Below are 13,854 nucleotides of genomic sequence, written 5' to 3'. Positions count from 1 at the left end.
GGGCGTCCCGGCGGCAGACGGCGATGCGCGCGCTCATGGGCGTCCCTCATGTGTCCGCCCCTCGGGAGCGCGTTAGCCGGTACTCCCGCTCGACGATCGCCGCCGCGCTCGGTCCTCGCCAGTACGGCTTGATCCATCGCGGGCTCGCGTCCTTCCAGCTCCGCCCCGCGCGGCGCCAGTGGCCCCGGACCATGCAGCGCCGGATGGCCTGCACCTCGGAGGCGCCGCGGCGCACGCGCTTGAGCTGCTTCAGGGAGGTGACGTCGATCTTGCCGGGGAGGCGGAAGATGCCGTTCGTTGGCGGGATCGCGCCATCGCGACGGCGGCGGCGCGGCGGGGGCGCGTCGGCGCCGCGCGGATCGCCGGGAACGGCCTCCGCGTCGGCGCTCGTCGCGTAGAGGATCGCGTTGATCACGAGGCCGACGAGGCCTCTGAGCGGCGGTGAGCCGATGAGGGTCTCGACCTCCTCGCCGGGCTCGTCGCCGGGCGAGAGCGTCCTCAGGAGGTCGACGATCCGGGCGTCCTGTCGCACCGAGAGCTCGCGCACGACGAGCTCGGGCCATCCGCCGTCGCGGGCGTCGGCGGCGAACGCGAGGCGCAGGTCCCTGGGCCCCGCGCCATCGGCGGTGGCTGTGACGTACACGGTGAGCACCGAGAGGATCCGGCCGCGGAGGCGCGCCGACGGGTCCTCCGCGAGCAGGCGCTCCGCGAGCCCGAGGGCGTAACGGTCGGTGAAGACGAGCGCGAAGCTCGCGAACGGCGGGCGCAGCGCCTCGCCGGTGACGTCGAGCGCCGTGGCGCCGAGCATCCAGGAGAGCCCCTCGTCGACCCAGAAGACCTTGCGCAGGTGGAGCTCGAAATTCGAGAGGCTCTCGACCCACGAGGCGAGGCTCGCGCGCCCGGCCGCGGCATCGGGCTCCGGGGCGGCGCCGCCCTCCGCGGCTTGAACCGAGCCGCGCACGAGGCGACGGAAGCCGAGATCGCCCTCGACCTCCTGGCGATCGATCGTGCGCGTCAGATCCTCGCGCGACGTCCTCCGCGCTCGCTCGCCGATGTCCGCGGCGACCTCCACGAGATCGGGCGCGAGTTCCTCGATGACCTCGTGGGGCAACCGCTGCACCGCCTGCTTGCGCGACCGGCCACGCGCGAGGTCCTCGAGCCCCAGCTCTTCCCACATCCAAGTCGGGTCGAACGCGGCTGCCCCCTCCGCCAGGGCGCGCTCGTACAGGCGCTCGAGCCCCTCGATGAGCGCGGCGACGCGCGGCCGCATCCCGTCCACCGACGCGGCTGCGTGTGGCGTGAGCCCGTCGAGCGCCGGCACCGGCTCATCGAGCCACTTCTCGTAATGCTGCTGGAGCATCTGCACCGCCGCCTGGCGCAGCGCTTCCGGCGCCGGCGCGGGCGCGCCGCCTGCTTCGCCTCGCGGGTGCGCGAGCATCGCCTGCTCGAGGTCCTGGTGCTCGGTGATGCGGTAGGTCGCCGCGGCCCCGGCGAGCCGCTCGACGAGCGCCCGCGCGGCCTCGCCGCGCTCGCGGGAGTTGGTCTCGATCTCCAGGCGCCCCTGTTCGATGCGCAGGAAGGCGCGGCAGACCGCCTCGCTGCGCTGCGCGCCCTTGCCCACCCAGGACCAGACCTGCGCCCCGCTGTCGCGACAGAGATCGCGCGCGCCGTCGAGCGCTGCCACGAGCTTGCCCTCGTCGGTCACGTCGAAGCGGACGTGCGTCAAGATCATGGGGTCGCCGTCGTAGTTCACGAGCTGCGGGAGACCGGGGCTGATCCAGGCGTCGAAGAACGCCGGCACGCGCGCCTCGCGCAGCGCGGCCTCATCGAGCTCGGCGCTCAGGGCCGTGAGGAGCTGTACCAGCCGATCGCGAAGGCGGCTCTGGATCGGGAAGAGGCCGCCGTCGATCTCCGGCTCTCCGGAGGCGCCCTTCGGCATCACGCGCGCGGCGACGAGATCCCAGGCATGGAGGGCGCGCGAAGCGGACCGCTCGCGCACGCGCACCTCGCCGCCGTGGAGCACGTCGCGCAGCGTGACGCTCGCTCCCGGCACGACGTGGACCACCTCGTAGAGCCGCATGGAGGTCGCGCGGCCCATCTCCAGGTACCTGCGCTCGCCCTGGCCGAGATCGGGGTCGTTCTGGAGGGTCTCCTCGGCGAGGGTGACCCCTTCGCGGAACGCGTCGAAGTCGAAGATGAGCCAGAACTGGAATGCGACCTCGGCCATCTCCAGGGCAACGTCGTCCGTCCACCGATCGCGGAGCGGGGAGTGCTTGCCCCAGAACCTCTCCCTGGCATGGTCGATGTCGTCCGGATGCGACGACAGGAGGACCCTTTGCAGCGCGGCCTGGCGATCGGCGCTCGTGTACGGCGCGCCGCCTCCGTTCGCGAGACAGCATCTCTTGTGCTTGCGCCCGCTGCCGCACGGGCAGGGCTCGTTGCGACCGACCTTTCTCATCGCGGCGCAGGGTACGCGATCCGCGCTGCGCTACGACAAGGCGATGAGCCGTCGACGTACGAAAGCCAGCGACGGCTCAACCCCTTACGATGAGCAAGTTGAATTTATCAGGATATACAAAAATTCGTTCGGCACACGAAACACTTCGGCAAGAAGCTTGGCAAATCATGATGTCTGATCAGAATGCAGAGACGCTGGATGGCGCGGAGGGTTGTGTGAGATGACTGCCCGCGATGCCGGGATGGGCGCGCGCGAAGCGGGCGCTCGAGGCCGCCTTCTCGGGCCGCGGCAGGCTCCGGATCGACCGCGTGTGCTGGGTGGGTCACGGCCTCTCGAACGAGGTCTATGCGGCGCACGTCGAGCTGGTTCCGGATCCAGAGGGCCGCTCCGGGAGGTCGTCGCGCGCGTCGCCGCAGCGGTGCACGCCGTGGACGCGGGCGACATCCTCGGCCTCGGGGGGCACGCCACGCGGCGGGCGCACGCCCTGTCGGAGATCGCGGCCCTCGACGGGGTGCCCGAGCTCCGCGAGGCGGAGCGGTGGGCGCGCGATCACCTGCCGGAGGACGAGCCCTCGACGCTCCTCCACGGCGATCTCCTGGGGCAGAACATCCTTCTACACTGGGAGGAGCCGTACGCCGTCATCGACTGGGAGCACGCCATGCGCGGCGACCCCGCCTACGAGATGGCCGTCGTCACGCGCGGGGCGAGGAGGCCCTTCCAGATCGATCACGGGCTCACGCGGCTCCTGGACGCGTACGCCGCGCAGGGGCGGCCGCGCATCGAGGCGCCGGCCGTGTACCTGTACGAGCTGTGCCTGCTGGGGCGCTGGTACCGCGAGGCGCTCGAGGGCGGGGGCGAAGGAGAGCCGCCGGACCAGAGCTTGCGGCACCTCGAGAACGCCCTCCGGCGAGCGCGGGCGGCGAGCGGAGGGCGGATGACCGAGGTGAGCGGCTGAGCTGCTTTGGAGCGTGGGGGGCTGCGGCTGAGGCGGCAAACTTCCGTTCACGGATTCGCTCTCCCGATGCGCAGCTCCATCAAGGTCGTGTCGCTCCACCGCGCCATGACCGGGGTGCTGCCCTCGGCCCACGTCGAGACCGAGTGTGCCTTCGAAGACGCTGCGCGCGGGCGCAACGTCGCTCCGGGTCGTCCCGTCGCCTGCGCAAGGAGCCGCTGAAGGCCCTCTTCGCTGCCTTGAAGAGACCGCGTGCCCGGCGCCGCACCCACCACGTAAAGCCCGGAACAGACGCCTCCAACCTTCGCAGCGTACACGGACACGCCCTTCAGCTCGGGCCACCCCGTGCTTCCCGCGCCCGCATCGCGCTCGAGGAGCTCATCGACGACCGCCACGGGCGCGCCGATCAACGCCACCTTGCCGAGCTCGCCGCGCGCCCATACCGACGCTGCGTTCGCCCTCTGCTGAATGTCGTTGTCCCCGTCGGCGAATCCTTGCGCCGTCGAGGCGAGCTTCGACAAGGATCGGAGCCACCGTACCCGGGACAGCAAGTCGCCCGCGGGAACGGTCCGGACGTCGAGCCCTTCGATCACCCTTCGTCGCGCGGCGTCGAGCGATGCCTCGCGCTCGGGAGAGCTGCGGGCCGCCTTGGCCAGTCGCGCCGCGCCGAACCGGCACGCGTCGTCGGTACATGCGGCCCCCTGCGCCTCGACGGCGCGCGCCTTGAGCTCGCCGACATCCGGGGCATCGGAGAGCTCCGACGACCAGCGTTTGAGCAGGCCGACTGCTTCCGCAGAGCGATTTGCCTTCAGGGCCGCTTCGATCGCTTCGACGCGTGTCCGCTGCGCGCTCATCTTGGCTCGCCCCGCATGGCTGCCGCTCCGCGCAGCGATCGCGTCCAGCTTGGCGAGGCGCGCGTCTGCTGAGAGCCGATCTGCTTCGGCGAGCTCAAGCTCGTCGATGGCGTCTGACGCCTCCTCCGAAGGCTCCGTTGCTCGCAGCGCCTCGGCGACGAGCCGCGCATGATTGAGATCTCCCCCAGCGACCGCTGTCTGCAGCTCCGCCGCGCTCGGCCTGCCGAGGTGACCGACCACGGGGCAGATCAGAAACGCCGCGACGCTCATCGCTGTGGCGACCTGCGTAGGACGCCCCAGCGGCCAGAAGCGGAAGCCGGGGCGAAGCGCGCGGAGGAGACCTCCGACGGCCACGATGGCCACGATCATGCCGATCACGGACGAGAACGCGATGATCCTGTTGGCGGAACGAAAGTAACTGGTCGGGCCGAGGAGCGCCGACATGTACCAGGTACCGCCGGCGAGCAACACGAGCGACGCGAGCCCCCAGAGCACCAGCCGGCGACGGATAGGGCCCACCGCCTTGGACGTCGAAGCCCCGGCAAGGCTCGCGCCGGACAGGACGACCGTCCCTTCGGCGCCACACATCTCGTAGTGTACGTCGCGACGGAGGACATTGAATCGGAGAAGTTGCTGCGCCTGGATGCGCTCGAGCTGAGGATGCAGCGCGGGCGTGTACCTTCGTACCAGGGCGTCATCTTCCGGCGAGAGTCGCCCTCCCGCGATGCTGCCCGAGCCCTCTACCGAGGTGAGCAGCATGAACGATTCAAGGTCCGGCGGCCCAAGGAACCGCTCCTCCAGGAGCTGCGGGTGGGTTTTGACCACAGGGCTGTCCGTGGAGATCTGTACGACAACGCGCACACTCTCCCTGTATGTCCACCAGACGAGCTGCTGACCGCTGCCCGAGCAGCCGGCACACGTGATCGTCCCCCGGGACAAACATCCGCCGCAGTCCACGGTGCCGCCACCACGGCAAACCGAGCAGTTGATGAACTTGCTCGATTTCTTGTAGTGCTTCACAACCTTCCCGCTGCCGGAGCAGTTCCCGCAGCGCTGCCTGCGGCTACCCCCGCATGCGGGGCACGGACCGATGCCGCTGCCATTGCAGGGCCCGCACCGGTCGACGTGCTCGGTGCGCGTACGCAGATCCTCCAGGGTTCCGCTGAACGGATCGAGCGACGCCGGGTTCACCGGGCCCGCGGTGCGGCTCCTGCGCTCGTGGGTGGGGACGCGCTCCTGCACGAGGTCGCGTCGGATCACCGTCGTCGCAACGCGCGCGATCAGCTCGTCGCGCTCGCTGATCGACGAGATCAAGGCGTCGAGCCGCCGGGGAGCGCCAAACTCGGTGCGAGCCCACGACCGAAGCGCGGCCCGCACGTCGACGCTCGCGCTTGGGTTGCCTTCTTCCTCGTCCCGGTACGGCGTTGGAGCCATCGCTCGGGAGCGTACCTTGGTCCAGGCGATCGGTGTAGAGCTCACGAGCGGCCGACGCCACGCATCCTACCCGAACTCATCCGTTCTTGCGGTTGCCCGTCGAGCACGCGATCTTGACGCACGCCCCGCGTCGGAACGAGAATACATCGTGGCTCCTCGTTCTCCTCTCGTCGCCCTCGGAACGGCCGTCATGGCGATCTTCCAGGGGGCAATGTCTTCCGACGCGCTCGTTCCGAGCGCGCTCGCGCAGGCGCCTCGAAAACCAGACGACGACGTGGATGACGAGGACCCGCTGCTGCTCACCGCGCCCGCCATGGAGCAGCCGATGTACCTCGCCCACCGGTCCCATCGGTCGCACAGCTCGCACCGGTCACACAGCAGCCACTACTCCGGCGGCTACAGGTCGGGATCGAGGGGCTCTTACGAGGAACCTGCGCCCGAGCCGCCGCCGCCGCCTCCGAAGCCGGCCACCGTGTCGCTCGTGGCCTACCCCGGCGGCCGGATTTTCGTTGACGGGAGGCTCGTGGGCACGGACTCCACGGCGACGCTCACGCTGAAGCCGGGCTCGCACGAGGTTCGCGTGGAGAACCAGTTCCTAGGTGACACGAACACGAGCATCTCCGTATCCGAGGGGCAAACCGGCATGATCGTGGTCCAGTGGTAGTGGTATGACGACCGAGGGTCTGGACCCGGCCGCTCCGTTTGTCTTCCGAGAGGGACGCGTCGCGCTCAGCATCGACCTCCGTACCTACCGCCTCACCGCCGTACAAAAGACCGCGTATCGGATGGCTGCACAGTGCACCGCCGTGATCCGCGAGGTCCGCGACCACTTGCTCGAGGTGACGCTCACCTTCCCGCCAACGACGAGCGAACGGGCAGCGCTCGAGGCAGCGAGGCTCTTCTTTCAGGAGCTCCTCGACCAGGAGCTCCGAGAGAAGGTCGGGGAAGAGACGGCGTCGCTCCGCGCGCTCATCCTCGCGCATGCCTTCTCTCGCGCGGCCGTACCACGTCGAGGGTGACATGGCGCACGCGGTGTTCCAACCGAGGAGCGCCTACGCATCAGGCGCAGGATACCGCCTGCTGCCTCTCAGGTTCGGTCGGCTCGATGGAAGCAGCACTTACATCGTGACGAACGACGTCGGCGAGTACGTTCGTCTCGAGCGCGACGAGCTCGTCGCCTTTGTCGAGCGGAGGCTGGCACCGGACACGAGCGCCTACAAGGCGCTGAAGTCGCGACACTTCCTCTACGAAGACACCTCCTCTGTCGCCTTCGAACTGCTGGCGCTGAAGTACCGGAGCCGCGCCGAGCGCATCGCCGAGTTCACGGGGCTCCACATCTTCGTCGTTACGCTGAGATGCGACCACTCGTGCCAGTACTGTCAGGTTTCGAGGCGTTCGGAGGAGAGTGCCCAGTACGATATGACGGCGGCGCACGCCGACAAGGCGCTCGATCTCGTGTTTCGCAGCCCAAACGAGCGCATCAAGATCGAGCTCCAGGGTGGCGAGCCGCTCCTCAATTTTCCGCTCGTCCGCCACATCGTGGAGCGCGCGCAGGCGATGAACCAGATCCATCGGCGCGATCTCCAGTTCGTGATCACCTCCAATCTCTCGCGCCTGTCCGACGACGTGTTGTTGTTCTGCAAGGAGCACGACGTGCACCTGTCGACCTCCCTGGACGGCCCCGCCGACCTGCACGACGCGCAGCGGCCGACCCGCGGGGGTAGCAGCCATCAGACGACGATCCAGGGGATTCACAGGGCTCGTGAGGTCCTCGGTCCGGATCGGATCTCGGCGCTCATGACGACAACGCCAAGGAGCTTGCAGCGCGTTGACGACATCGTCGACGAGTACGTGCGGCTCGGATTCGATGGTATTTTCCTCCGGAGCCTCAGCCCTTACGGGTTCGCTACGCGGAGCCTGATCAAGCGGTACGGCGTCGAGGACTGGCTCGACTTCTACAAGCGCGGGCTCTCCCATATTCTGCGGGTCAACGCAGGCGGGTACTTCTTGCGCGAGGACTTCACGACGATCCTGCTTCAGAAAATGTTCTCTCCGCTCGGCTCAGCGTACGTCGACCTGCAGTCCCCAGCGGGCATCGGGATCGGGGCGCTCGTCTACAACTACGACGGGGCGGTCTATGCCTCGGATGAGGGTCGCATGCTGGCCGAGATGGGGGACGAGACCTTCCGCCTGGGGCACCTCGATCACGACAGCTACGAGGCCCTGATGACGTCCGACGCGCTCCTCTCCCCGCTGGGCGATACGATCCTCGAAGGCATGCCCATGTGCTCCGACTGTCCCTTCCTCCCCTACTGCGGTGCCGATCCCGTGTTCCACCGGGCTACCCAGGGCGACGCGGTGGGGCACAAGGCGTTCAGTGCGTTCTGCGCGAAGCAGATGGGCGTGCTGCGGCACGTCATCGGGCTCCTCGAGACCGACACCGAGGCGCGTGAGATTCTTCTGCGATGGATATGAGCTCATGCTCGTGAAGCTGTCCGCGCGAGGCCTACGGGCGTTATCAGCGACGTCGAGCGCGCCGTTCATCGCGCGAATCTCGGAAGATCCTTCGCTTCCCGAGGCGGAGCGAGCGACCGGCCTGCTCCTGGTTCCCGAGGAGGCTCCCGACCTCCCTCAGGGATTCCGAGGGTACCTCCTGCGGAGGGCGAGACCAATCTCGGACCGTGAGGACGTGTACCTCCTCGGCTCGGATCACCACTATCTACGATCCGGCGACGTCGTGCGGATCGATGCTGCGAGGCGCTCGGTTTCGGCGCTTTACCGAGCGGCGTCTCGTTCAAACACGTTCCTCGTGACGGAGCGCTGCGACAATTTCTGCGTGATGTGCTCCCAACCGCCGAAGGACCACAACGACGACTGGCTCGTGGACGACCTTGAGCGGGCCATCCCGTTGATCTCCCCTGAAGCCACGGAGATCGGCATCACAGGAGGCGAGCCAGCTCTCCTCGGGGAGCGTCTTGTCCATCTTCTCGTGTTACTCCGACAGCACCTGCCACGCACGAGCGTGCATGTGCTCTCGAACGGCCGGAGGTTCTCCGACGTCAGCTTCGCGCGTGCTGTAGGCAACGTGAAGCATCCTGACCTGATGTTCGGGATCCCTCTCTACTCGGACCTGCCCGACGAGCATGATTATGTCGTCCAGGCGAGAGGGGCCTTCGACGAAGCGGTTCGGGGGATCTTGAACCTGAAGCGCCGGCATGTTCGTGTGGAGCTACGGTTCGTGATTCATCGGGAGACGGTCGGGCGGATGCCCGAGTTCGCTCGGTTCGTCGCGAGGAATTTGACCTTCGTCGATCACGTCGCGCTCATGGGCCTCGAGCCCGTGGGGTTCGCGAAGGCCAATCTCGAAGCGCTGTGGATCGATCCGGTGGACTACCAAGGCCCCCTCCGCGAGGCCGTCATGACGCTGGAACGCGCGGGGATGGCGGTGTCGATCTATAACCATCAGCTCTGCGTGCTCGATCCGGCGCTGCATCGGTTCGCGCGCAAGAGCATCTCAGACTGGAAGAACATCTACGTCGAGGCGTGCGAGGGGTGCCGTCGAAGGGACGATTGCGGTGGATTCTTTGCGTCGGCGACGTCGAAGCGCAGCAGGGGCATCGTTGCTACCACGTGAGGCGCGGGCTCGCCGGCAAATGCCTCCCCGGCCACGCGCATGCTCACGACAATTGCGTGGCGTTGTCGCTCAGGGGGAGAGCGCAGGGGGTTGAAGGGGCAAACGTCACGCTTCCGCAGGCCCAGCGTCGCTCGCCACCAAGGACTTCGCGCAGGCGAAGGCGTCGCGCATGCCAGCGACGGAGTGCGCGAAGAACCTGTCCTCCGCGTGCTTGCCGTCCCTGTAGACGACGAGCTTGACTGGCCCCGTCTCCGCGCCCCACTCGAGGTCGATCGTGTACGGGCTCGGACCTCGCGTCACGATACGACGGGTGATGCGCCGCTCCTGCGCCTTGAAGTCAGGACACCACCCGTCGTAGGTGACCCCGATCCCGTCGTGGTCCTCCGGACAGAAGGCGGGATCGTTCAGCGCCTCGACGAACGTGCGGTAGAGCGGGTCTTTTGCGCGGAAGTCTGCGAGCCACGCCTCGTACCGCTTCCGCGCTTCCTCGTGGGCCCGGCGCCTCGCCTGCTCGTCCTCGGAGATCCACTCGCCCTGGAGGACGAGCTTCAGGCCGTCGCGCCGGAACGTCCGCGTCGCGGCGATCGGCGCATCGGCATCGTCGCCGCTGACCTCGCCCTCGGGCGCCGACTGGTAGCAGACGATCGTCGCATCGGCGTTGAAGGCCGGCGGGCGCCGATCGGCGTCAATCGCCGTGTCCGCCTCGATCTCGGGCCATCCTGACATCGGGTCCGAGAAGTCGAAGAAGCGGAATTCGTACGGGCACGCCCAGATGCACCCCTCGACGACGAGCATCGCGGCCGACGGCACGAAGCGCATGTCCACCCAGCAGAAGCCGACCCCTTCCCTCGCCTCGTCCGGCAGGTGGTCGCGCCGCTTCCCGGTGTCGAGCTCCACCACGGTTTGACCCTGGTAATCCTCGCCGCATACCAGGTAGTCGTGGCCGTTCGGGTGCGCCTCGACGAAGAGGAACGGGAACAATCCGAAGTTCCGCTGCACGACGGCGATGGGGTCGGCCGCGCCGGTCCTGTAGACCTCGCCCTGGGTGTAGTCCCAGGTGCCTTTTCCGGTGGAATAGCTCGACACGACGAGCCTGTACTTCCCCGTGGGGCTCGAGCTCTCGCAGCGCGAGCCCTCTTCCTCGTTCTCCGGTCGGAAGAACGCCGCTTTCTCCGCCGCGCGCGCCGCTGCGTCGTCCGTCATGTCTCCTCCGCGCCCATGGCCTCGTCGGGCGGCGCTGCGCCGAGGATAGCAGGAACGCGCCGGGATCGGCGCTGTACCGGTCTCGCGACTGACACAGCTCTTCCGCGCGGCGCGCCCCCTGTGCCTACCCCGGCGGTCGGCGGCTTCCTACGCTCCGGGCCACACCTGACCGGAGCCTCCCCCCATGACCGAGCTGCTGCCGCTGGCGACCTATTGCTTCGTGATGTCCAGCACCCCGGGGCCGAACAACATGATGCTCACCGCCTCGGGCGCGAACTTCGGCTACCGCGGCTCGCTCCCGCACGTGCTGGGCATCAGCGTGGGCGGCGCTGTGCAGACCTTCGTCGCGTGCCTGGGCCTCGGCGCGCTGTTCACCGCCTACCCGGTGCTCCACGGCGCGCTGCGCGTGGCCGGCGCGCTGTACCTGCTCGTGCTCGCGTGGAGGCTCACCGGCGGCGCCGCGCTGAAGGGCGCCGAGGTGCCGCGGCCGCTGTCGTTCGCGCAGGGGGCGCTGTTCCAGGTCGTCAACCCGAAGAGCTGGGTCAAGGCGATCACGCTCGCCTCGGTGTTCATGCCGGCGGACATGGGCGTGGCGAGCGGCGCGCTGCTCGTGTCCGCCATCAGCCTCGTCATCACCTTCCCGTGCATCTCGGCGTGGGCGCTGTTCGGCGTGGCGATCCGGCGTCTTCTGACCGACCCGCGACGGCAGCGGCTGTTCAATGGCATCATGGCCGGCGCGCTGGCGGTGCTGGCGCTGCTCTTCCTGCGCTGACCCATGTTCTCGCTCGACCGCGACTCCGCCGTCCCCCTGGCCGACCAGATCGAGGCGCGGCTGCGCGCGCTGATCGAGGGCGCGCGGCTGCCGCCGGGCGCGCGGCTCACGTCCATCCGCCAGCTCGCGGGCCAGCTCGGCGTCAGCCCCAACACCGTGGTGACGGCCTACGACCGGCTCGTCGCGGCCGGGCTCCTCGAGTCGCGCGGCACGGCGGGGTTCTTCGTGTGCGAGGCGGCGTCGGCCATGCCGAACGAGGCGTGGCTCGAGGCCGGCGAGGAGCAGGAGCCCGTGTGGCTGGCGCAGCAGTCCAACGACCAGCGCGCCGGCGTGCTGCTGGCCAGCAGCGGCGCGCTGCCGGCGACCTGGCTGAGCGACGCCATCCCCGCCGCGGTGCTGCAGCGGGCGCTCGCCCGGAGCGACGCCGGGATGGCGGCGCGCTGCCCGCCGCAGGGCCTGCCCGCGCTGCGCGAGCGGATCGCCATGCTGCTGCGCTCGCAGGGCATCGCCGCCGACGCGGGGCGGCTGCTCACGACGTGGGGCAGCACGCACGCGATCGATCTGATCTGCCGGACCTTCCTCCAGCCGGGCGACGCGGTGCTCGTCGAAAACCCCGGCTATTTCCTGATGTTCGGCCGCCTGCGCCAGGCGGGCTACCGCATCGTGCCGGTGGCGCGGAGGCCGGACGGGGTCGATCTCGGGGAGATGGAGGCCGCGTGCCGCGAGCACCGGCCCAGGCTGATGTTCCTCCAGACCGTGCTTCACAACCCGACCGGCTGGGGCTCGAGCGCCGCCAACCTGCACCGGGTGCTGACGATCGCGCACCAGCACGGCGTGCTGATCGCCGAGGACGACGTGCACGGCCACTTCCACCCCGGGCACCCGACGCGGCTTGCGCAGCTCTCGGGGCTGGAGGGGGTCGTCTATTACTCGAGCTTCTGCAAGGCGCTCAGCCCGGCGCTGCGGCTGGGGTACATCGCCGCCGAGCCGGCGCGGTTGAAGCCGCTCTTGCGCGAGAAGATCTACTCGGTGCTGACGACAGGCGCGCTGAACGAGCTCGTGCTGCTGGAGGTGCTGTCGGCCGGCAGGTGGCGCAAGCACATCGACCGGCTGCAGCAGAAGCTCGGGGCGGCGCGGAGCGCGACGGCGCGGCGGCTGCGCGACGCGGGGGTGCTGCTCGACCATCCGGGCGAAGGGGGGTTGTTCCTCTGGGGAACGGTGCCGCGCGGCGTGGACGTGGACGAGCTCGTGAAGGACGCGTACCTGAACAAGATCCTGCTGGCGCGCGGGGCGACGTTCATGGCGGATGGGGCGGCCGATCCGCACATCCGGTTCAACGTCGTGTTCAGCCAGCACCTGCGGATGGCGGAGTACCTGGCAGAGCGGTTTGCGGCGGTGGCGAGCGCGCGGGGGGCGATGGCGAGGGCGGGGGCGGGGGTGTAGCGCGCAGGGAGGGGCAGCGAACGAGAACGCCAGCCGCGCGGGCGCCGGGGTGGTGCCGGGTGCTCGCTGCGAGCCGCCGGAGCACGCTCGGCCCGCCATCCCGACGCACGCTGACTTCGCTCAGGAGAGCACGTCGGCAGCGGTCTTCGCCCCGAGCACGTTCTCCGCCCACCGATCCAGGGTAGCGCCGTCCTCACACGCCAGGATGCGGTTGCGCTGCTCGTCCGAGAGCGCGATCCCCGCCCGCGCGAGGAGCCGGAACAGCACGTCGTGCTTCCCCTTGAGCTCCCCGTCGTGGAAGCCCTTCCGTTCGCCGTCGTGGAAGCCCTTCCGTTCGCCGTCACGGAAGCCCTCGCTGATGCCGCGCTCGAAGATCTTCTGCGCGAACGGGGGGAACGTCGCCTTGCCTTGAGTCTGCCGCTCCATGACCAGTGCCTCCAGAGCCCGCCTCATGGGCTCGCGCAGCGCGTCGTAGATGATCTGAAAATACACCGCCGCATGGTCCAGGTCGAGCCGCGCCAGCGCGTGGACGGCCGCCAGCACCACGGCCATGCCGCTGGGGCCATTGCCGTGCGTCACCGCCGCGAGCACGGCGAGCTCGACCTCTCTCTCCGCCTCGGCCGGATCGGTGATCTCCGGCATGACCGTCGGACCGAGCACCAGCGGCTTGACGTGCCCGAGCCCCAGCCCGAGATCGATGTCCTCGGCCGCCCAGGCGGCCACAACCGCGTCGGTCGCGACCACGAGGACGGCCGTGTCGCAGCGCTTCCTGGCGCGCACGACGGCGACGTACACCGGCCAGGAGTACTTCTTGTCTCGATCCTCCTCGCGCTGGACTTCGACGACGATCGCCAGCACGAGCGCACCGGCGGCGTCCCGCAGCTCGAGCACCAGGTCGGCGCGGTACTCGACCGGGAGGAGCTGATCGAGCGAGGACTCGACCACCACCGCGGAGGTGTGCGGCAGCACCTCCACATGGAACAGAGTCGCCATGAAATGGGGTGCGAGCTCGGGGTTCTCGCGGAACATCTCGACGATGCCATTGTGCTCGAGCGTCGGCATGCGGAGCTCTATCGGCGGTAGACGCCGTGGCCAGAGGGGGCT

Annotated in this window: 11 protein-coding genes; 7 read left to right on the top strand and 4 right to left on the bottom strand. The window is 69.0% G+C overall.

What is annotated here, in order from left to right; all coding sequences use genetic code 11:
* Nucleotides 1–46: 46 nt before the first annotated feature.
* Nucleotides 47–2,458 (bottom strand): SEC-C metal-binding domain-containing protein, encoded by a 2,412-nt coding sequence (locus WMF24_RS16760; protein WP_437737412.1) that lies wholly within the window; start codon nt 2,456–2,458, stop codon nt 47–49.
* 220 nt (nt 2,459–2,678) lie between these two features.
* Here WMF24_RS16760 and WMF24_RS16755 point away from each other — a divergent pair, with 220 nt between their 5' ends.
* Nucleotides 2,679–3,413 (top strand): phosphotransferase family protein, encoded by a 735-nt coding sequence (locus WMF24_RS16755; RefSeq protein WP_437737411.1) that lies wholly within the window; start codon nt 2,679–2,681, stop codon nt 3,411–3,413.
* A 47-nt stretch (nt 3,414–3,460) separates the two neighbouring features.
* Here WMF24_RS16755 and WMF24_RS16750 read toward each other — a convergent pair whose 3' ends face one another.
* Nucleotides 3,461–5,698 carry a hypothetical protein gene (locus WMF24_RS16750; RefSeq protein ID WP_437737410.1) on the bottom strand — a complete coding sequence of 746 codons (2,238 nt, stop codon included), beginning with the start codon at nt 5,696–5,698 and terminating at the stop codon, nt 3,461–3,463.
* A gap of 148 nt (nt 5,699–5,846) precedes the next feature.
* Here WMF24_RS16750 and WMF24_RS16745 point away from each other — a divergent pair, with 148 nt between their 5' ends.
* From WMF24_RS16745 to hxsC, 4 genes are read left to right on the top strand one after another with little or no spacing between them, the layout of a single operon-like run.
* Nucleotides 5,847–6,362: a PEGA domain-containing protein gene (locus WMF24_RS16745; protein WP_437737409.1), complete on the top strand. Its 516-nt coding sequence runs from the start codon at nt 5,847–5,849 to the stop codon at nt 6,360–6,362.
* Nucleotides 6,363–6,366: 4 nt separating this feature from the next.
* Entirely contained in the window at nt 6,367–6,717 is a 351-nt protein-coding gene (hxsD, locus tag WMF24_RS16740; protein ID WP_437737408.1) for a His-Xaa-Ser system protein HxsD, read from the top strand.
* Between the two features lies 1 nt (nt 6,718).
* A complete protein-coding gene (gene hxsB, locus WMF24_RS16735) occupies nt 6,719–8,173 on the top strand; it encodes a His-Xaa-Ser system radical SAM maturase HxsB (RefSeq protein ID WP_437737407.1) in 1,455 nt (484 codons plus the stop codon).
* Between the two features lie 4 nt (nt 8,174–8,177).
* On the top strand, nt 8,178–9,332 hold the full coding sequence (gene hxsC, locus WMF24_RS16730; RefSeq protein ID WP_437737406.1) for a His-Xaa-Ser system radical SAM maturase HxsC: 1,155 nt from the start codon (nt 8,178–8,180) through the stop codon (nt 9,330–9,332).
* 105 nt (nt 9,333–9,437) lie between these two features.
* Here hxsC and WMF24_RS16725 read toward each other — a convergent pair whose 3' ends face one another.
* A complete protein-coding gene (locus tag WMF24_RS16725; protein WP_437737405.1) occupies nt 9,438–10,535 on the bottom strand; it encodes a hypothetical protein in 1,098 nt (365 codons plus the stop codon).
* A gap of 184 nt (nt 10,536–10,719) precedes the next feature.
* Here WMF24_RS16725 and WMF24_RS16720 point away from each other — a divergent pair, with 184 nt between their 5' ends.
* Both WMF24_RS16720 and WMF24_RS16715 read left to right on the top strand, forming a co-directional pair.
* The gene (locus tag WMF24_RS16720; RefSeq protein ID WP_437737404.1) at nt 10,720–11,307 is read left to right on the top strand and encodes a LysE family translocator; all 588 of its coding nucleotides are present in this window, start codon (nt 10,720–10,722) and stop codon (nt 11,305–11,307) included.
* Between the two features lie 3 nt (nt 11,308–11,310).
* The gene (locus WMF24_RS16715; RefSeq protein ID WP_437737403.1) at nt 11,311–12,750 is read left to right on the top strand and encodes a PLP-dependent aminotransferase family protein; all 1,440 of its coding nucleotides are present in this window, start codon (nt 11,311–11,313) and stop codon (nt 12,748–12,750) included.
* Nucleotides 12,751–12,870: 120 nt separating this feature from the next.
* On the opposite strand, the gene WMF24_RS16710 is transcribed toward WMF24_RS16715, so the two are convergent.
* Complete coding sequence (locus tag WMF24_RS16710; RefSeq protein WP_437737402.1) at nt 12,871–13,812, bottom strand: hypothetical protein; 942 nt, start codon at nt 13,810–13,812, stop codon at nt 12,871–12,873.
* Between the last annotated feature and the right edge of the window lie 42 nt (nt 13,813–13,854).

Origin of the sequence: Sorangium sp. So ce1335 (genome assembly GCF_051521615.1) — a bacterium.
In the GTDB taxonomy this organism is placed as follows: Bacteria; Myxococcota_A; Polyangia; order Polyangiales; family Polyangiaceae; genus Sorangium.
This window is presented reverse-complemented; position numbering and strand designations above follow the sequence as displayed.

Excerpts from the sequence above, each read along its gene's own strand:
- WMF24_RS16715 (WP_437737403.1), top strand. The coding sequence starts at position 11,311 with ATGTTCTCGCTCGACCGCGACTCCGCCGTCCCCCTGGCCGACCAGATC.
- WMF24_RS16750 (WP_437737410.1), bottom strand. The coding sequence starts at position 5,698 with ATGGCTCCAACGCCGTACCGGGACGAGGAAGAAGGCAACCCAAGCGCG.
- WMF24_RS16755 (WP_437737411.1), top strand. The coding sequence starts at position 2,679 with ATGACTGCCCGCGATGCCGGGATGGGCGCGCGCGAAGCGGGCGCTCGA.
- WMF24_RS16710 (WP_437737402.1), bottom strand. The coding sequence starts at position 13,812 with ATGCCGACGCTCGAGCACAATGGCATCGTCGAGATGTTCCGCGAGAAC.
- hxsB (WP_437737407.1), top strand. The coding sequence starts at position 6,719 with ATGGCGCACGCGGTGTTCCAACCGAGGAGCGCCTACGCATCAGGCGCA.
- hxsC (WP_437737406.1), top strand. The coding sequence starts at position 8,178 with ATGCTCGTGAAGCTGTCCGCGCGAGGCCTACGGGCGTTATCAGCGACG.
- WMF24_RS16725 (WP_437737405.1), bottom strand. The coding sequence starts at position 10,535 with ATGACGGACGACGCAGCGGCGCGCGCGGCGGAGAAAGCGGCGTTCTTC.
- hxsD (WP_437737408.1), top strand. The coding sequence starts at position 6,367 with ATGACGACCGAGGGTCTGGACCCGGCCGCTCCGTTTGTCTTCCGAGAG.
- WMF24_RS16720 (WP_437737404.1), top strand. The coding sequence starts at position 10,720 with ATGACCGAGCTGCTGCCGCTGGCGACCTATTGCTTCGTGATGTCCAGC.
- WMF24_RS16760 (WP_437737412.1), bottom strand. The coding sequence starts at position 2,458 with ATGAGAAAGGTCGGTCGCAACGAGCCCTGCCCGTGCGGCAGCGGGCGC.